At 66.5% G+C, this 17,632-nt stretch carries 13 protein-coding genes and 1 pseudogene; 11 read left to right on the forward strand and 3 right to left on the reverse strand.

Features of this window, described 5'->3' with window-relative positions:
• Nucleotides 1-29 precede the first annotated feature (29 nt).
• Complete coding sequence (locus tag QFZ83_RS29590) at nt 30-182, reverse strand: hypothetical protein (RefSeq protein ID WP_013538642.1); 153 nt, start codon at nt 180-182, stop codon at nt 30-32.
• 101 nt (nt 183-283) lie between these two features.
• Nucleotides 284-1,483, reverse strand: coding sequence for a threonine ammonia-lyase (locus QFZ83_RS29595; protein ID WP_306880881.1), 1,200 nt, complete (start codon nt 1,481-1,483; stop codon nt 284-286).
• Between the two features lie 116 nt (nt 1,484-1,599).
• Between QFZ83_RS29595 and QFZ83_RS29600 the strand changes: the two genes are divergently transcribed.
• The 3 genes and pseudogenes from QFZ83_RS29600 to QFZ83_RS29610 all read left to right on the forward strand — a co-directional run bounded on the left by QFZ83_RS29600 (nt 1,600) and on the right by QFZ83_RS29610 (nt 6,965).
• Complete coding sequence (locus QFZ83_RS29600) at nt 1,600-3,924, forward strand: ATP-binding protein (protein WP_013538644.1); 2,325 nt, start codon at nt 1,600-1,602, stop codon at nt 3,922-3,924.
• Nucleotides 3,925-3,975: 51 nt separating this feature from the next.
• The gene (locus tag QFZ83_RS29605) at nt 3,976-5,607 is read left to right on the forward strand and encodes a S41 family peptidase (RefSeq protein WP_307511927.1); all 1,632 of its coding nucleotides are present in this window, start codon (nt 3,976-3,978) and stop codon (nt 5,605-5,607) included.
• A 166-nt stretch (nt 5,608-5,773) separates the two neighbouring features.
• A pseudogene (locus tag QFZ83_RS29610) lies at nt 5,774-6,965 on the forward strand (nucleoside hydrolase).
• Nucleotides 6,966-6,983: 18 nt separating this feature from the next.
• Here QFZ83_RS29610 and recQ read toward each other — a convergent pair.
• Nucleotides 6,984-8,879, reverse strand: a complete 1,896-nt coding sequence (recQ, locus tag QFZ83_RS29615) for a DNA helicase RecQ (protein WP_013538647.1) — start codon at nt 8,877-8,879, stop codon at nt 6,984-6,986.
• A 442-nt stretch (nt 8,880-9,321) separates the two neighbouring features.
• On the opposite strand from recQ, the gene QFZ83_RS29620 reads away from it, so the two are divergent.
• From QFZ83_RS29620 to QFZ83_RS29655, 8 genes are all read left to right on the forward strand, one after another.
• Nucleotides 9,322-10,227, forward strand: a complete 906-nt coding sequence (locus QFZ83_RS29620) for an ABC transporter substrate-binding protein (protein ID WP_144299070.1) — start codon at nt 9,322-9,324, stop codon at nt 10,225-10,227.
• Nucleotides 10,208-11,089, forward strand: coding sequence for an ABC transporter permease (locus QFZ83_RS29625; RefSeq protein ID WP_013538649.1), 882 nt, complete (start codon nt 10,208-10,210; stop codon nt 11,087-11,089). Before QFZ83_RS29620 ends, QFZ83_RS29625 begins: the two co-directional genes overlap by 20 nt.
• Nucleotides 11,074-11,868: an ABC transporter ATP-binding protein gene (locus QFZ83_RS29630; protein WP_013538650.1), complete on the forward strand. Its 795-nt coding sequence runs from the start codon at nt 11,074-11,076 to the stop codon at nt 11,866-11,868. Before QFZ83_RS29625 ends, QFZ83_RS29630 begins: the two co-directional genes overlap by 16 nt.
• A 5-nt stretch (nt 11,869-11,873) precedes the next feature.
• The gene (gene hutC, locus QFZ83_RS29635; protein WP_176662012.1) at nt 11,874-12,611 is read left to right on the forward strand and encodes a histidine utilization repressor; all 738 of its coding nucleotides are present in this window, start codon (nt 11,874-11,876) and stop codon (nt 12,609-12,611) included.
• Nucleotides 12,612-12,671: 60 nt separating this feature from the next.
• The gene (hutH, locus tag QFZ83_RS29640; RefSeq protein ID WP_307511930.1) at nt 12,672-14,231 is read left to right on the forward strand and encodes a histidine ammonia-lyase; all 1,560 of its coding nucleotides are present in this window, start codon (nt 12,672-12,674) and stop codon (nt 14,229-14,231) included.
• Between the two features lie 27 nt (nt 14,232-14,258).
• Nucleotides 14,259-15,986, forward strand: a complete 1,728-nt coding sequence (hutU, locus tag QFZ83_RS29645; protein ID WP_307511932.1) for a urocanate hydratase — start codon at nt 14,259-14,261, stop codon at nt 15,984-15,986.
• Nucleotides 15,987-16,103: 117 nt separating this feature from the next.
• A complete protein-coding gene (locus tag QFZ83_RS29650) occupies nt 16,104-16,838 on the forward strand; it encodes an IclR family transcriptional regulator (protein ID WP_307511933.1) in 735 nt (244 codons plus the stop codon).
• A gap of 43 nt (nt 16,839-16,881) precedes the next feature.
• Nucleotides 16,882-17,628 carry a transporter substrate-binding domain-containing protein gene (locus tag QFZ83_RS29655; protein WP_307511934.1) on the forward strand — a complete coding sequence of 249 codons (747 nt, stop codon included), beginning with the start codon at nt 16,882-16,884 and terminating at the stop codon, nt 17,626-17,628.
• The last annotated feature ends 4 nt before the right edge of the window (nt 17,629-17,632 follow it).

Here is a 17,632-nt window from a genome sequence, read left to right on the forward strand (position 1 = left end):
CCGCCCGCGGACGACAGCCTAAGAGGCTGTCAGGCCAAGTAGACAGCGATGGACGCCAGCAGAAGCATCAGCACGCCGCCAGCGAGCGGCAGCACGATCGGCATCAGGTGAACGACCGATTCGACGGCGTCTTTTTCGACGGCGGCGGCGTGGCCGGGCTCGACGGGAGTGGGGTTGGACATCGGGAAGTACCTCGAATACACAAATGACAAAACTGCGGGCATTTTACCGGCGAGGCCCTGCGGAGCGGTCTAGGGGGTTGCGAGCCCCTGGCACACATCTCTCAATGCTGCTCCTCGGCCTCGAAGCCGGCGTCTTTCAGTGCAGTCAACACGCTGGCCAGGTGCGCCCGTCCGCGGGTCTGCAGGACCAGCTCGATATCCACGTTCTGGGCCGCGAGCATGGTGAAGGCGCGCTGATGATGAACCTCGTCGACGTTAGCGCCCGCTTCGGCCACAGTCGCCGTGATCTCGGCCAGCGAGCCCGGCACATCGCGCGCGCTCACCCGCACCCGCGCCAGCCGCCCGGCCCTGACCATGCCGCGCTCGATGATGGCCGCGAGCAGCAGCGGATCGATGTTTCCGCCCGAGAGCACCAGCCCGACGCGCTTGCCCTTGAAGCGCTCCGGATGCCGGATCAGCGCCGCAAGGCCCGCAGCACCCGCACCTTCGACCAGGGTCTTTTCGATCTCGAGCAGCATCAGCACGCCCTGCTCGATATCGCCTTCGTCCACCAGCACCAGGTCGTCGACCTTGCTGGCGATGATTTCCTGCGTCAGCACGCCCGGCGTTCCGACCGCGATGCCTTCGGCGATGGTGCTCTTGCCCTGCACGTGGTGCGTGCCCTTGATGGCGTTGACCATGCCAGGGAAGCGCGTGGTCTGCACGCCGACGATCTCGATGCCGGGCTTGCGCTCGCGCGCCGCGACCGCCATGCCGGCGATCAGCCCGCCGCCGCCGACCGCCACGACGAGCGTGTCGAGGTCGGGCACCGCATCGAGCATCTCGAGTGCGACCGTGCCCTGGCCGGCGATGATGGCTTCGTCGTCGTAGGGATGCACGAAGGCCAGCCCTTCGCGTTCGGCAAGCTCCAATGCATGCGCGCGCGCCGCATCGAGCGTGTCGCCGTGCAGCACCACCTCGGCGCCGAAGCCGCGGGTGCGCTCGATCTTCACGCCGGGCGTGAAGCGCGGCATCACGATCAACGCCCGAAGGCCCAGCCGCTGCGCGTGATAGGCCACACCCTGCGCGTGGTTGCCGGCCGACATGGCGATCACGCCGCGCGTGCCCGCCTCCGACAGGTCGACCAGCTTGTTGCATGCACCCCGCTCCTTGAAGGAGGATGTGAACTGCAGGTTCTCGAATTTCAGGAACACCTGCGCGCCGACGATTTCGGAGAGCGTGCGTGATTCGACACAGGGCGTATTGAGCACCTGACCCTGGAGGCGCACCGCGGCGCGCCGGATTTCTTCGATTCCGACCATGGCGCGCATTGTGGGCTGGAATCGCCAGATCAGGGTTTTTACCCTTTCGGCGTCTTCCCGAAGCCAAAAGTCTGCGTTATGGTCTCTCCACGAATTTCCTCATTGGAGGTTTCCTGATGGTCAAGCGTGCGGGTGTCGATGTAGTGGCTGCTGCGGTACGCGGGCAGGCATTGCCTTCGCCTGGACTCAAGGAGGCACCGGTGCTCGAGCTCATGTGCTCGCACTTCGTGCTCACGCTCGCAGCCAAGCAGGGGCCGCGCTTCAATGTGCGGCGCGATATCAACGGCTTGCTCTCGCTCACGGGACGTCACCTCGTGTGGCCCGCTCCGGTATTGCAGCGACTGCGCGAGTTCCTCGGCCGCCGCTGTGCGGGCAACGAAGCGTGGAAGGGAGTCGAGAATTTCGATGGCCGCACGCTGCTCGAACGCCACGGCGTGTGGCGCGGCCCGTATGAAGAAGGCACGCTCTTCTTCTATCTCGACGAATACGCGAAGGACCAGCCGAAGGACCTGCTCTCGGTCCTCGCCGTCACGCGCGACTGGCTCACGCATGCGCTGCGCAAGCAATCGACATTGGTCGAGAAGAACATCGATGCGCTCGCGGGCCTGCTGCAACTCAACAAGGCCGAACGCGCGCTGCTGCTCTACGGCACGCTCGCGCGTTATCAGCGCGACCTGCGCTCTCTGCTGGTCGAATTCAAGGTCAACAACGCGCCCGAGGCCTACGCAGCCATTGCCGACATCGCGGGCGTCAACGCGAGCGAAGTGGGCGAGGCATTGCGCGCGGGTTCGCGGCTCGAGCGCATCGGCCTCGTCGAGAACCTGATCTCCGAGCACAACATCACCGACCTCGCCGACCTCATGAAGGTCAGCGAGAAGCTGCCGCCGGTGCTGATGCGCGAATACCGCGACCACAACGAATTGATGGCGGTGTTCACGCGGCCGTCGGCCAAGAGCGCGCTCACGCCGCACGATTTTTCCTTCGTCGAAGAAGACGCGCAGATGCTCGTCACGCTGCTGCGCGCCGCCGTTGCGCGCAAGGAGCCCGGCGTCAACGTGCTGCTCTACGGCCCGCCCGGCACCGGAAAGACCGAGCTCGCCAAGGTGGTCGCGCAGGCTGCGGGCCTCGAACTCTTCGAGGTCGAATACGCCGACCGCGACGGCAACTCATTGAGCGGCCGCGACCGCTATCGCTCGCTGCAGATCGCGCAGGTGTTCTTGAAGGGCAGCGCACAGGCCGCGTTGCTGTTCGATGAAGTCGAGGATGTGTTCCCGCCGATCAGCACCGAGGCCGCGCAGTTCATGGCGCGGGCCGAGCAGATTCCATCGTCCACCAGCGGCAGCGTGAGCGGCAAGGCGTGGGTCAACCAGATCCTCGAAGCCAACCCGGTGCCGACGCTGTGGGTCACCAACCGCATCGAGCAGATCGACCCGGCGTTCCGCCGCCGCTTCGCCTACCACCTGGAACTCAAGTCGCCGCCGCCGGGCGCGCGCGAGCAACTCGTGAAGAAGACGCTCGAAGGCGTGGTCGTGTCCGAGGCGTTCACCGCCAAGCTCGCCGAGCGCAAAGGCCTCACGCCCGCGCAGATCCGTACCGCCGTGCGCTTCGCGGGCCTCGCGAAAACCGACGATGCCTCGATGGAAGGCCTCATCGAGCGGCAACTGCGCAACGCCGACCTGGCGCTGGGCACGCTGGACACCGGCCGCGGCGAGCGCCGCAACGTCACCACCTACGACCTCGACATGCTCAACGTCGAGACCCGCTTCGAGATTCCGCGCATCGTCGAGGCGCTCAAGGCGCGCGGCCACGGCACGCTGTGCTTCTACGGCGCGCCCGGCACAGGCAAGACGGCGCTGGCCGAGCACATCGCGCGGGCCGTGGGCCGGCCGCTGATCATCAAGCAGGCCAGCGACCTCATGAGCAAGTACGTCGGCGAGACCGAGCAGAACATGGCGGCCATGTTCAAGGAAGCCGAGGCCGAAAAAGCCGTGCTGCTGCTGGACGAAGCCGATTCCTTCCTGCAGGACCGGCGCGGCGCGCAACGCACCTACGAGGTCACCGAGGTCAACGAGATGCTGCAGGGCATGGAGCGCTTCAACGGCGTGTTCGTCTGCACCACCAACCTCTTGGACCGGCTCGACCAGGCGGCCCTGCGGCGCTTCACCTTCAAGATCAAGTTCAAGCCGCTCACGGCCGCGCAGCGCGAGCGCATGTTCGTGACCGAAGCGCTGGCGGGCGATGCGGCGCTCCTGACCGGCGAAGTGAAAACGCGGCTCGCGCAATTGGCACAGCTGTGCCCGGGGGATTTCGCGGCGGTGAAACGCCAGACCGATATCCTCGCGGTCGAATTTTCGGCTGCGGAGTTTCTCGACCAGCTCGAGGCCGAGCACCGCATCAAGCCCGAGGTCCGCGAATCGCGCGGCATGGGCTTCGTCCAGTAGCAAAGATCAACAGGCAGGGTGCCCCGTCAACGCGGGCACGAGGAGGATTCCATGGGCTTTCGCACCACAGATCCGCGGCGGCTGCCGCGTCCCGGCGCATGGGCTGCCGTGGCAGCGCTTGCCGTTGCCGGCCTCCTGGCGGGTTGCGGAGGTGGCGGTGGAGGAGGAGGTGGGGGCGGCGGTTTCCCCATCGTCGGTGGTGCGCCGCCACCGGGCGGCAATCCGCCCACCAACGGCGGCGGCGGTGGCCTTGTTCCATCTTCGGAGGTCGCCGGCCAGTGCGCCGCGCCGCGCCGCGGCATCAATCCCGCAACCGGCACCGCTTATCCCGACACCGCCGGCACGGTCGACAACGAAAAGAGCTGGGTGCGCAGCTGGATCGACGAGACCTACCTTTGGTACAACGAAGTGCCGGCCACGCTGGTGGCGGCCGACTACGCGACGCCCGTCGCGTTCTTCAACGTGCTCAAGACGCCGGCGACCACCTCGCCCTCGGGCCGCGCGAAGGACCGCTTTCACTACATCTACGACACCGAGGCATACCGCCAGCTGTCGAACGCCGGGGTGTCGCCGGGCTACGGAATCGAGTTCGCGTTCGTGCGCGGCTCCCGCCCGAACCGCGACCTGCGCGTGGCCTTCGTCGAGCCGCATTCCAGTTCGCCCGCCGCAGCCCAAGGCATCGCGCGCGGGGCGAGGATTCTGGAGATCGACGGCGTCGATGTGCTCAACGGCACCAACACGGCGGTCATCAACCGCGGCATCTCGCCGCAGGCGGCTGGCGAGACGCACACCTTCAAGTTGCAGGAAGGCAGCACGACGCGAACCATCGACCTCACGGCCGCCCAGGTGACGCGCACGCCGGTGCAGAACGTCAAGACCATCGACGATGCGGGCAGTCGCGTCGGATATTTGCTGTTCAACGACCACATCACCACCTCCGAGGCGCAGCTCATCGCGGCAGTCAACAAGCTCAAGGGCGACGGCATCCAGGACCTGGTGCTCGACATGCGCTACAACGGCGGCGGCCAGCTCAACATCGCGAGCCGGCTGGCCTACATGGTGGCCGGGCCCAGCCAGACGGCCGGCAAGACCTTCGAGCTGCTGAGCTTCAACGACAAGAATCCGTTCCGCCGCACGCTGGTGGACAACTTCAGGCCGTTCATAAGTACCGCCGACCGCACCAACCAGCCGCTGCCCACGCTGGGCCTCTCGCGCGTCACCGTGCTCACCAGCCCCGACACCTGCTCGGCCAGCGAGTCGGTGATCAACAGCCTGCGCGGCATCGGCGTCACGGTCAACCTTGTGGGCGGCACCACCTGCGGCAAGCCCTACGGCTTCTATCCGCAGGACAACTGCGGCACCACCTACTTCGCGATCCAGTTCAAGGGCGTGAACCAGGCGGGCTTCGGCGACTACGGCGATGGCTTCGCGCCCAACGCCAATTGCGTCGTGGCCGACGACTTCGGCCACCAGCTCGGTGATCCCGCCGAGGCGCGGCTGGCCGCGGCGCTCACGCTGCGCAGTTCCGGCGCGTGTCCGGTGCCCGTGGCGTCGTCCAAGGCCGTGCCAGGCATCGGCTTGGACAAGGCCGAGGTCGCACCATCTGAAGAGCAACCCGCTCTTCTCAATCGCTCGCCATTGCGCGAGAACCGCCTGATCGATCCCCCGCCCAACGCGGGTTGACAGGCATCTGCGGCGCCAGTCAGCGCCTCCCGGAAACCGGGTTTAAACGGCGCTTGCCACGCCCGTGCTTCGCCATTTAGAGTTTGGCAAACGTTTGCGCAAAGCTTTGCGCACGTTTGTATTCAGCGTCCTCTCGAACTGAAAACCAAACACCTAGGAGAAGCAGATGCGCAAGTTGCACAAATGGATCGGGGCCGTTTTCGCCCTAGTCGCCGCGGCCGTGGTGGCGGGCTGCGGCGGAGGCGGTGACGGCAACGGCGGCTTCGGGCTCGCGCCCGGCTTCGGCGGTCCGCCGCCGCCTGCGCAGAAGATCATCATCGACAGCGACTACAACACCATGAGCGACGACGGCCAGCTTGGCGTCATGGCCGCGCAGCTGCAGGCGCAGGGCAAGGTCCAGGTCATGGGCATCAGCGTGGTCTCGGGCAACCAGTGGCTCAAGCAGGGGGTGGCCGATGCGCTGATGTCGGTCGAGCGGCTCGGCGTGGGCGACCGCATCGGCGTGTACGTGGGCGAGAACTACGCGCTCAACCACACCTTCGCCGACGTCGAGGCCGAAATGGCGGCGGGCGCAGGCGGCGACGGTTACCTGGGCGCCTGGGGCGGCCCCGAGCCCAAGACCGAAGCCGACCTGAAGCCTTCGCCCGATGGCTTTGCCACCCGCACCGCTGGTGCAGCGCAAGAGCGCGGTCGACTTCATCATCGACACGGTGAAGGCCAACCCGAACGAGATCACCATCCTGGCCATCGGCCCGCTCACCAACATCGCGCTCGCGGCGAAGAAGAGCCCCGACATCGTTCCGCTGATCAAGAAGATCGTCTACATGGGGGGCGCCATCGACGTGCCAGGCAACACCACCAAAGCGGCCGAGTTCAACTGGTGGTTCGATCCCGATGCCGCGCAGTTCGTGGTGCGCCTGCCGATCCCGCAGGTGGTGGTGCCGCTGGACGTGACCGACACCGTGTTCCTTACCAAGCCGATCTACGACCGCATCGCCCACCCGGCCAAGCCGACCGCGGTGACGGAAGTGTTCCGCAAACTCAACGGCTACGGCTTCAGCGGCACGAACGGCTTCGAGAACAACCCCGACTACACCCAGAACATCTGGGACACCCTCACGCTGGCCTACCTGATCGATCCGACCTACGCGACCAAGACGGTGGAGCGCTATGTCGACGTGGTGGCCAAGCCGGGCGCCGCGGACAACGGCCGCTCCATCGGCTATGCCTCGCAGCCCGCGGGCCCGACGCTGCAGAAGATGACGGTGGTGCAGCGCTTCGACAACACCCGCTTCTTCGAGCTCTTCGTCGACCTGCTGACGCGGCCGGTGCCGATCACGCTGCCGGCAACGAATTGATGAAGTCGGTGTGCCTGGCTAGAACGCCGAGCACACGCGCAGCACCTCGGTGCCATAGGCCTCGAGCTTCTTGGTGCCGATGCCGCTGATGCCCTGCAGGTCCTCGAGCGTCGCGGGTGCGCGCTCGGCAATCGACGCCAGCGTGGCGTCGTGGAAGATCACATAGGCCGGCAGGTTGTGCTCCTTGGCCACTTCGGCGCGCCAGGCCTTGAGCGCCTCGAAGCGCTTCTTGCCGGTGTCGTCCAGCTTGGCGGCCGCCGGCGACGGCGCGCCCTTGGCGACCTTCTCGCGGCGGGGCTTGCGCTCCGCCGGTGACGAAATGGATTCGCGCAGCGTCACATTGGCTTCGCCCTTGAGCACCGCGCGCGATCCCTCGGTGAGCTTGAGCGTGTTGAAGGCTTCCGCATCGACCGCCAATGCGCCCGTGGCGATCAACTGGCGCAGCACGCCGCGCAGCTGCACTTCGCTGAACTCCGCGCCCAGCCCGAAGGTGCTGATGCGCTCGTGCCCGAATTGCTTGACCTTCTCGGTCTCCTTGCCGCGCAGGATGTCCATGATGTGCCCCGCGCCGAAGCTGATGCCGCTCAACTGCTGCACGCGATAGATGGTGCTCAGCAGCTTGCGCGCGGCATCGGTGCCGTCCCACACATTCGGCGGGTTCAGGCAGTTGTCGCAGTTGCCGCAGGGCGTGCTCTTCTCGCCGAAATAGCCCAGGAGCCGCACGCGCCGGCAGTCGCTCGCTTCGGCCAGCGAGAGCAGCGCATCGAGCTTGCCGCGCATCACCTGCTTGAACTCTTCGCCGGCGGGGCTCTCGTCGATCATGCGGCGCTGGTTCACCACGTCGTTCAGGCCGTAGGTCATCCAGGCATCGGCCGGCGCGCCGTCGCGGCCGGCGCGGCCGGTTTCCTGGTAGTAGCCCTCGATGTTCTTGGGCATGTCCAGGTGGCCGACGAAGCGCACGTCGGGCTTGTCGATGCCCATGCCGAAGGCGATGGTCGCGACCATCACGATGCCTTCTTCGCGGAGGAACCGGTCCTGGTGCTTCTGGCGCACCGCGGCGTCGAGGCCCGCGTGGTACGGCAGGGCATTGATGCCGGCGCCCTGCAGCGTCGTCGCGAGGTCCTCCACACGCTTGCGCGACTGGCAATAGACCACGCCCGCATCGCCCTCGTGCTCGCGCTCGATGAAGCGCAGGAGCTGCGTGGTTGCGTCCTTCTTCTCGACGATGGTGTAGCGGATGTTCGGCCGGTCGAAGCTGGAGACGAACTGGCGCGCTTCTTCGAGCTGCAGCCGCTCGACGATGTCGGCGCGCGTGAGGTCGTCGGCCGTGGCGGTGAGCGCGATGCGCGGTACGCCAGGGTAGCGCTCGTGCAGCACGGTGAGTGCGCGGTACTCGGGGCGGAAGTCGTGGCCCCACTGGCTCACGCAATGCGCCTCGTCGATCGCGAACAGCGAGAGCTTGCCGCGCTCCTTCAGCGAATCGAGCTGCGACAAAAACCGCGGCGTGTTGACCCGCTCGGGCGCCGCATAGAGCAGCGTGATCTCGCCGCGCAGCATGCGGCGCTCCACGTCCTGCGTCTGCTCCCAGTCGAGCGTCGAATTGAGGAACGCCGCATTCACACCCGCCTCGTGCAGCGCGCCGACCTGGTCGTGCATCAGCGCGATCAGCGGCGACACCACCACCGCGACGCCGCGCCCCGCGCGCTGCCGGGCGATGGCCGGGATCTGGTAGCAGAGCGATTTGCCGCCGCCCGTGGGCATCAGCACCAGCGCGTCGCCGCCGCCCACCACGTGATCGACGATGTCCTGCTGGGCTCCGCGGAACTGCGAATAGCCGAAGACTTCGTGGAGGATTTCGGCCGGCGAGGTGCTGCTGCCGGGAGCGTCGAGGGGGTGGGGTGCGAGGGAGGACACGGGCTGCGAGGCGGACGTCGGGAGAGATGAAAGAGAGAACTGGCGGGGAGGGCGGTCGATTGTCCCCCAGCCACCCAGTTATGACTGTGGCACGAGCTTTGCAATGGTTGCTCCCGTCGCGCCGCCCTATTTGTCTAGACAGCAATCTGGTGCATCTTCCTTGCGAAATGCACCGAAACGACCCTCTCGGGTTATTCTGTATATACAAGCTGGGGCGCTTGGCAACAATGCGAGGCGCGCGCAGCCCAGACGTTGGGGCGCATTGCCGAGCCATCTCAAGAAAACAGAACCAGGAGTACCCATGGTCAAGACGGTAAATATCAGCGCCCCCGAACCTGCCGCTGCGCGTCAGGCCCCCCGAGGGGGACAAGAAAACTTGGGGCGGCCCGGCGTTTTCTTGAAAGTCGCTTCGCTGCTGGCAGCAGGTGCATGTGCAGCGGGCATGGCCGGAACGGCCGCCGCCCAGGACACCAAGATTGCGCTCGGCATGTCCGGCTGGACCGGCTTCGCGCCGCTCTCGCTGGCCGACAAGGCCGGCATCTTCAAGAAGAACGGGCTGGACGTCGAACTGAAGATGATTCCGCAGAAGGACCGCCACCTGGCCCTGGCCTCGGGCGCCATCCAGTGCGCGGCCACCACCGTGGAAACGCACGTCGCCTGGAACGCCAACGGCGTGCCGATCGTGCAGATCTTCCAGATGGACAAGTCTTACGGCGCCGACGGCATCGCAGTGCGCAATGACGTGAAGACCTTCGCCGACCTCAAGGGCAAGTCCATCGGCGTGAGCGCCCCCGGCACCGCGCCGTATTTCGGCCTGGCCTGGATGCTCAGCAAGAACGGCATGAGCCTGAAGGACGTGAAGGTCGTCTCGCTCGAGCCCCAGCCCGCCGCGCAAGCCTTCGTGGCCGGCCAGAACGACGCCGCCATGACCTACGAGCCCTACCTCTCGACCGTGCGCGCCAACCCCGCCGCCGGCAAGATCCTGGCCACCACGCTCGACTACCCGATGGTGATGGACACCGTCGGCTGCGCGCCGACCTGGCTCAAGGCCAACCCCAAGGCCGCCGCTGCGCTCACCAAGTCGTACTTCGACGCGCTGGACATGATCAAGGCCGACCCGGCCAAGTCGAACGAGCTCATGGGCTCGGCCGTCAAGCAAAGCGGCGAGCAGTTCGCCAAGTCGTCGGCGTACCTGCGCTGGCAGGACAAGGCGGCCAACCAGAAGTTCTTCGCGGGCGAACTCACCACCTTCATGAAGGAAGCCGCGGCGATCCTTCTGGAAGCCGGCGTGATCCGCAAGGCCCCTGAAGACTACGCAGTCACCTTCGATGCAAGCTACGTCAAGTAAGGCGCTGCCGCAGCAGGTGCCGCCTCGCGCGGCATCGGCGGGCGCCGCGTCCTCCCAGCCCGTCGTGCCACCCGTGCGCCGCCGCGCGTTCGCGCCGCTCGAACCCATCGGCGCCCGTGCGCGCGTGCTGCTGGGGCTCGGCTTCTTCGTCGTGTTCGTGCTCGTGTGGTCGCTCGCCACGCTCGGCGGCTTCGTGTCGCCGACCTTCCTCGCGAGCCCGCCGACCATGGTCAAGGAAGGCTGGCTGCTCTTCACCGAGTACGGCTTCATCGGCGACATCGGCATGACCGTGTGGCGCGTGTTCGGCGGCTTCCTGCTGGCGGCGGTGTTCGCGGTGCCGCTGGGCATCGCGATGGGCACCTGGAAGACGGTCGAGGCCTTCTTCGAGCCCTTCGTGTCGTTCTGCCGCTACCTGCCGGCCTCGGCCTTCATTCCGCTGCTCATCCTGTGGGCGGGCCTGGGCGAAATGCAGAAGCTGCTGGTGATCTTCATCGGCTCGTTCTTCCAGATCGTGCTGATGGTGGCTGTCACCGTGGGCGGCGCGCGGCGCGACCTCGTTGAAGCCGCCTACACGCTGGGCGCCAACAGCCGCGGCATCGTCGCGCGCGTGCTCATTCCGGGCGCCGCGCCGGGCATCGCCGAAACGCTGCGCCTCGTGCTCGGCTGGGCGTGGACGTATGTGATCGTGGCGGAGCTGATCGGCTCGTCCTCGGGCATCGGCCACATGATCACCGACAGCCAGGCGCTCCTGAACACCGGCCAGATCATCTTCGGGATCATCGTGATCGGCGTCATCGGCCTTCTGTCCGACTTCGCTTTCAAGGCGCTCAACCGCCGTCTGTTCGCATGGGCCGCACTGTGAAGAATCAGCTCTCCATCCAGGGCGTCTCGCGCGTCTTCACCGGCACCAAGGGCCAGAGCACGCAGGCGCTCCTGCCCATCGACTTCGAGGTGAAGGAGAACGACTTCGTCACCATCCTCGGCCCCTCGGGCTGCGGCAAGTCGACGCTGCTGCGCATCGTGGCGGGGCTCGATTTCCCGACCACCGGCCAGGTGCTGCTCGACGGCGAGCGCATCGAAGGCCCGGGCGCCGACCGCGGCGTGGTGTTCCAGAGCTACACGCTCTTTCCGTGGCTCACCGTGGCGCAGAACATCCGCTTCGGCCTGCGCGAGCGCGGCATGAGCGAGGCCGACCAGAAGGAGCGCAGCGAGTTCTTCATCGCCAAGGTGGGGCTGCGCGGTTTCGAGCACCACTTTCCCAAGCAACTCTCGGGCGGCATGCAGCAGCGCACCGCGATTGCACGCGCGCTCGCCAACGACCCCAAGATGCTGCTGCTCGACGAGCCTTTCGGCGCGCTGGACAACCAGACGCGCGTGCTGATGCAGGAACTGCTGCTGGGAATCTGGGAGTCGGCGCAGAAGACGGTGCTCTTCGTCACGCACGACATCGACGAGGCGATCTTCATGGCCAACCGCGTGGCGGTGTTCAGCGCGCGGCCGGGCCGCATCAAGACCGAGATCGCGGTGGACTTTCCGCATCCGCGCAGCTACACGATCAAGACGTCGCCCGAGTTCATGGACATCAAGGCGCGCCTGACCGAAGAAATCCGCGCCGAGTCGATGGCCGCGGCGGAACACTGAACGCGATGAAACGCGACCTGCCGACCCTCGCGCTCTACGCGCAAGTCAAGGATCACATCTCCCGCAAGATCCAGGACGGCACCTGGCCCCCCGGCCACCGCCTGCCTTCGGAGCACGAGCTGGTCGCGCAGTTCGGCATGGCGCGCATGACGGTGAACCGCGCGCTGCGCGAACTGGTGGAGCAGGGCCGCATCGTGCGCGTGGCCGGCGTCGGCAGCTTCGTGGCCGAGAACAAGCCGCAATCGACGCTGCTGCAGATCGCCAATATCGCGAGCGAAATCCGCCAGCGCGGCCACGACTACCGCTGCGAAATGCTCGCGGTCGAGCGCATCGCCGCCTCGCCCGACGTGGCTGCATGGCTCGACCTGCGCGCGGGCGACTCGGTCTTCCACAGCGCCTGCCTGCACCTGGAGAACGACACGCCGGTGCAGCTCGAAGAGCGCTACGTCAACCCGCAGGTCGTGCCCGAGTACCTCGAGCAGGACTTCAGCGCGATGCCGCCCAGCGAGTACCTGGTGCGCAACGTGCCCTTCGACCAGATCGAACACGTCGTCGATGCCGTGCTGCCCAACGCCGAACAGGCCGAGCGCCTCGCGATGGAAGTGACCGACCCCTGCCTCCTGCTCACGCGCCGCACCTGGACGCGCAACACGCCCGTGACCTGGGTGCGCTGCCTGCATCCGGCATCGCGCTACAGCTTGGGCAGCCGTTTCAAAGCCGACGGCAACCCGAGCTTCGGCTGATTTTTTTTGTCGCACAGACCGATCGTTATCTCTCGCAACCACTTGTATAGACAGGTTCACATGCCAAGCAACAACACCGCTTCCTCCGATGCCACTTTGACCCTCACGCCCGGCAAGGTCGACCTTGCGATGCTGCGACGCATCCAGGCCGGCGGCGTCCGGCTTGCGCTCGATCCGTCGGTGCTCGATGGCATGCAGAAGGCCGAGGCGGCGGTGCGCCACATCGTCGAGAACGACCAGGTGGTCTACGGCATCAACACCGGCTTCGGCAAGCTCGCGAGCACGCGCATCGGAAACGACCATCTGGCCGAGCTGCAGCGCAACCTCGTGCTCTCGCACAGCGTGGGCACGGGCGAGCCGCTGGCCGCGCCGGTGGTGCGGATGATCCTCGCGACCAAGGCGGTGAGCCTGGCGCGCGGGCACTCGGGTGTGCGGCCCGCGCTGGTCGATGCGCTGCTGGCGCTCTTCAACGCGGGCGTCACGCCGAGCATTCCATGCAAGGGCTCGGTCGGCGCATCGGGCGACCTCGCGCCGCTCGCGCACATGGCCTGCGTGCTGATCGGTGAAGGCGAGGCGACGCTGGCCGACGGCAAGAAGGTCAGCGGTGCCGAAGCGATGCGCAGCATCGGCCTCGAGCCCTTCGTGCTCGGGCCGAAGGAAGGCCTCGCACTGCTCAACGGCACGCAGGTGTCGACGGCGCTGGCACTCGCCGGCCTCTTCGGTGCAGAAGACGTGTTCGCCTCGGCGCTGATGTCGGGAGCGCTGTCGCTCGAAGCGATCCAGGGCTCGATCAAGCCCTTCGACGCGCGCATCCACGCCGCACGCGGCCAGTCCGGCCAGATCGCCGTCGCAGGCGCGGTGCGCACGCTGCTCGAAGGCAGCGAGATCGTCCCGTCGCATGCCGACTGCGGCCGCGTGCAAGACCCGTACTCGGTGCGCTGCATCCCCCAGGTGATGGGCGCCTGCCTCGACAACCTCGCGCACGCATCGCGCGTGCTGGTCATTGAAGCCAACGCCGCATCCGACAACCCGCTCGTGTTCTGCGACACGGGCGAAGTGATTTCGGGCGGCAACTTCCACGCCGAGCCGGTCGCCTTCGCGGCCGACATCATTGCGCTCGCAGTGAGCGAAGTCGGCGCGATTGCCGAGCGCCGCATCGCGCTCTTGCTCGACACCGGCCTCTCGGGCCTGCCGCCGTTCCTGGTACGCGATGGGGGGCTCAACTCCGGTTTCATGATTGCGCAGGTCACGGCTGCGGCACTTGCCTCGGAGAACAAGTCGCTGGCGCACCCCGCCAGCGTCGACAGCCTGCCCACGTCAGCCAATCAAGAGGACCACGTCTCGATGGCCACCTTCGCGGCGCGCCGCCTGGGCGACATGGTCAACAACACCGCGGTGGTGGTCGGCATCGAAGCGATGGCCGCCGCGCAAGGCATCGAGCTCAAGCGCAAGCTCAAGAGCTCGCCGCTGGTCGAAGCGGAATTCACTCGCATCCGCAAGAACGTCGCTTTTCTCGAACGCGACCGCTACCTCGCTCCGGACATCGAAGCCATGCGCCAGTGGGCGCTCAAGGCCGAGCTGCCGGCCGCGCTGCTGAACATCCTGCCCAGTCACTCGTAAAACATCACTCGATAGGAGAACCACGCCATGAACGCTCCCGAAAAATTCGCCCTGAACAACCCCGATGCCGCCGATCCGCGCCATGACCCGACGCGCGTGATCCGCGCCCCGCGCGGCAGCGAACTCAATTGCAAGAGCTGGCTCACCGAAGCGCCGTTCCGCATGCTCCAGAACAACCTCGACGCCGAGGTGGCCGAGCGTCCGCAGGACCTCGTGGTGTACGGCGGCATCGGCCGCGCCGCGCGCAACTGGGAGTGCTACGACCAGATCCTCGCGTCACTGAAAGAGCTGAACGACGACGAGACGCTGCTCATCCAGTCGGGCAAGCCGGTGGGCGTGTTCAAGACGCACGAGAATGCCCCGCGCGTGCTGCTCGCCAACTCGAACCTCGTACCGAAGTGGGGCACCTGGGAGCACTTCAACGAGCTCGACCGCAAGGGCCTCTTCATGTACGGCCAAATGACCGCTGGCAGCTGGATCTACATCGGCAGCCAGGGCATCGTGCAGGGCACCTTCGAGACCTTCGTCGAAGCCGGCCGCCAGCACTACAACAACAGCCTCGCGGGCAAGTGGATCCTGACTGCCGGCCTCGGCGGCATGGGGGGCGCGCAGCCGCTCGCGGCCACGCTCGCGGGCGCGGTGTCGCTCAACATCGAGTGCCAGCAATCGAGCATCGACTTTCGCCTGCGCACGCGCTATGTCGACAAGCAGGCGCGCGACATCGACCACGCGTTCGAACTCATCAAGCAGCACTGCGACGCGAAGGAAGCCGTGTCGATCGCGCTGCTCGGCAACGCGGCCGACATCCTCCCCGAACTCGTGAAGCGCGCAAAGGCCGGTGCCCACAAGCCCGACCTCGTGACCGACCAGACCTCCGCACACGACCTCATCAACGGCTACTTGCCTTCGGGCTGGACCGTGCAGCAATGGCAGGCCGCGATGAAGGATGTGTCGCAGCACGACGCGCTCAAGAAGGCCGCGGCCAAGTCGTGCGCCGTGCACGTGCAGGCCATGCTCGACTTCCAGGCCATGGGCATCCCGACGGTCGACTACGGCAACAACATCCGCCAGGTCGCCTTCGACGAAGGTGTGAAGAACGCCTTCGACTTCCCCGGCTTCGTGCCCGCCTACATCCGTCCGCTGTTCTGCGAGGGCAAGGGTCCGTTCCGCTGGGTGGCACTCTCGGGCGATCCGGAAGACATCTACAAGACCGACGCCAAGATCAAGGAGCTGTTCCCCGAGAACACGCACACGCACCGTTGGCTCGACATGGCGCGCGAGCGCATCGCCTTCCAGGGCCTGCCCGCGCGCATCTGCTGGTTGGGCCTGGGCGAGCGCCACATCGCGGGCCTGGCCTTCAACGAGATGGTGAAGAACGGCGAACTGAAGGCGCCGATCGTGATCGGCCGCGACCACCTCGATACCGGCTCGGTCGCGAGCCCCAACCGCGAGACCGAAGCGATGAAGGACGGCACCGATGCGGTGAGCGATTGGCCGCTGCTCAACGCGCTGCTCAACACCGCGGGCGGCGCCACCTGGGTCAGCCTGCACCACGGCGGCGGCGTCGGCATGGGCTACTCGCAGCACTCGGGCGTGGTGATCGTGTGCGACGGCACCGATGCCGCGGCCAAGCGCATCGAGCGCGTGCTCTTCAACGACCCGGCCACCGGCGTCATGCGCCACGCCGATGCCGGCTACGACATCGCCGTCGCGACCGCGAAGAAGCAGGGCCTGAAGCTGCCGATGGTGCGCTGAGCGGGCCTTGGCGCACGCAAGCCGGTAAGACAAAGGTAGAAGTAAAAATCCAGCCCATTCCCACCCGGTGGGAATTCGGGCTTGGAAGTGAGAACGGCCAGCAAGATACTGCCTGCGATGACGCCCCCGACCGATGCTCCCGCCCACAACGACCGCGCGCTGTTCGTGCTGTCGGTGCTGGCGCAGAGCAAGGTCGCGATGACGGCGGCCGAGCTGGTGCAGGCCACCGGCCTCGTCAAGAGCACGCTGTACCGCCAGATCGCCACGCTGCGCCGCTGGGGCTTCGTGATGGAGTCCGATGGGCGCTATTCGCCAGGCCCGGTGAGCGTGCAACTCGCGAGCGGCTTCGACGGCAACTCCGACCTCGTCATGGCCGCGCGTGCCGATATGCGCGCGCTGGTGCAGCAGAGCCACGAGAGCGTGGCGCTGGTCACCGCGGTGAACGACCGCGTGGTGTGCCTGGAGATGATCGACAGCGAACATTCGCTGCGCTGCTCGTTCGACCGGGGCCGCAGCGTTCCGGCCAGCGATGGCGCGAGCGCCAAGTGCCTGCTCGCGCACATGCCGCTCGATCAGCGCGATTCCCTGCTCGACGGCCTCGGCGAAAGCGCACAGCGCCGCGCCGAACGCGCCGCCGAGCTCGATGCGATCCGTGAAGCCGGACATGCCGTGACAGAGGGCGAGGTCGACGCCGGTGTCTGGGGCGCGAGCGCACCGGTGCTGGCCTCGGGCCGGCGCCTTCGCGGTGCGATCACGCTCATGGCGCCGATCACGCGCGTCCAGGGCATGGAAGCTGCATTGCTCCACATGACCGTCGTCACGGCGGCCCGTATCTCTCGCGCGCTTCAGTAGCCAATCGCTCCTGCCTTTTTCAAACCCACGAAAGCCTCACCTCATGAACACCCGTCGCACTCTTTTCACCGTTGCCGCCGCCGCTCTCTTCGGTTTCGCCGGCGCCGCACATGCGCAAGGCGAGCCGCTGCGCGTGGCCACCGATGCCACCTTCCCGCCGATGGAGTTCGTGGAGAACGGCAAGCGCACCGGCTTCGACGTGGAACTGGTCGAGGCCGTCGGCAAGACGCTGGGCCGCAAGATCGAATGGATCGACATCGACTTCAAGGGCCTCGTGCCGGGCCTGATTTCCAAGCGCTTCGACATGGCCGTCTCGGCCATCTACATCACCGACGAGCGCAAGAAGGTCGTCGACTTCACCGCGCCGTACTACGCGGGCGGCCTCGTCGTGATGGTGAAGGACGGCAACACGGCGATCAAGGCCCCGGCCGACATCAACGGCAAGAAGGTCAGCGTGCAGGTGGGCACCAAGTCGGTCGCCTTCACGAAAGAGAAGTACCCGCAGGTGCAGCTGATGGAAGTCGAGAAGAACCAGGAGATGTTCAACCTCGTGGACATCGGCCGTGCCGACGCCGCCGTCACCGGCAAGCCCGCCGCTTATCAGTACGTGCGCACGCGGCCGGGCCTGAAGGTCCTGCCCGAGCAGATCACCACCGAGGAATACGGCATGGCGATCCGCAAGGACACGCCCGAGCTCACCAAGGCGGTGAACGGCGCTATCGAGAAGCTGAAAGCCGACGGCACCTACGCGCAGATCGAAAAGAAGTGGTTCAGCGCCAACGCCAAGTAAGCGC

Source organism: Variovorax sp. W1I1, assembly GCF_030815625.1.
Lineage (GTDB): Bacteria > Pseudomonadota > Gammaproteobacteria > Burkholderiales > Burkholderiaceae_C > Variovorax > Variovorax paradoxus_C.

What these genes read in the sequence shown, in the direction of transcription:
- QFZ83_RS29590 (WP_013538642.1), bottom strand. Translation starts at nt 182, where the DNA reads ATGTCCAACCCCACTCCCGTCGAGCCCGGCCACGCCGCCGCCGTCGAA.
- QFZ83_RS29595 (WP_306880881.1), bottom strand. Translation starts at nt 1,483, where the DNA reads ATGGTCGGAATCGAAGAAATCCGGCGCGCCGCGGTGCGCCTCCAGGGT.
- QFZ83_RS29600 (WP_013538644.1), top strand. Translation starts at nt 1,600, where the DNA reads ATGGTCAAGCGTGCGGGTGTCGATGTAGTGGCTGCTGCGGTACGCGGG.
- QFZ83_RS29605 (WP_307511927.1), top strand. Translation starts at nt 3,976, where the DNA reads ATGGGCTTTCGCACCACAGATCCGCGGCGGCTGCCGCGTCCCGGCGCA.
- QFZ83_RS29620 (WP_144299070.1), top strand. Translation starts at nt 9,322, where the DNA reads ATGGCCGGAACGGCCGCCGCCCAGGACACCAAGATTGCGCTCGGCATG.
- QFZ83_RS29625 (WP_013538649.1), top strand. Translation starts at nt 10,208, where the DNA reads ATGCAAGCTACGTCAAGTAAGGCGCTGCCGCAGCAGGTGCCGCCTCGC.
- QFZ83_RS29630 (WP_013538650.1), top strand. Translation starts at nt 11,074, where the DNA reads ATGGGCCGCACTGTGAAGAATCAGCTCTCCATCCAGGGCGTCTCGCGC.
- hutC (WP_176662012.1), top strand. Translation starts at nt 11,874, where the DNA reads ATGAAACGCGACCTGCCGACCCTCGCGCTCTACGCGCAAGTCAAGGAT.
- hutH (WP_307511930.1), top strand. Translation starts at nt 12,672, where the DNA reads ATGCCAAGCAACAACACCGCTTCCTCCGATGCCACTTTGACCCTCACG.
- hutU (WP_307511932.1), top strand. Translation starts at nt 14,259, where the DNA reads ATGAACGCTCCCGAAAAATTCGCCCTGAACAACCCCGATGCCGCCGAT.
- QFZ83_RS29650 (WP_307511933.1), top strand. Translation starts at nt 16,104, where the DNA reads ATGACGCCCCCGACCGATGCTCCCGCCCACAACGACCGCGCGCTGTTC.
- QFZ83_RS29655 (WP_307511934.1), top strand. Translation starts at nt 16,882, where the DNA reads ATGAACACCCGTCGCACTCTTTTCACCGTTGCCGCCGCCGCTCTCTTC.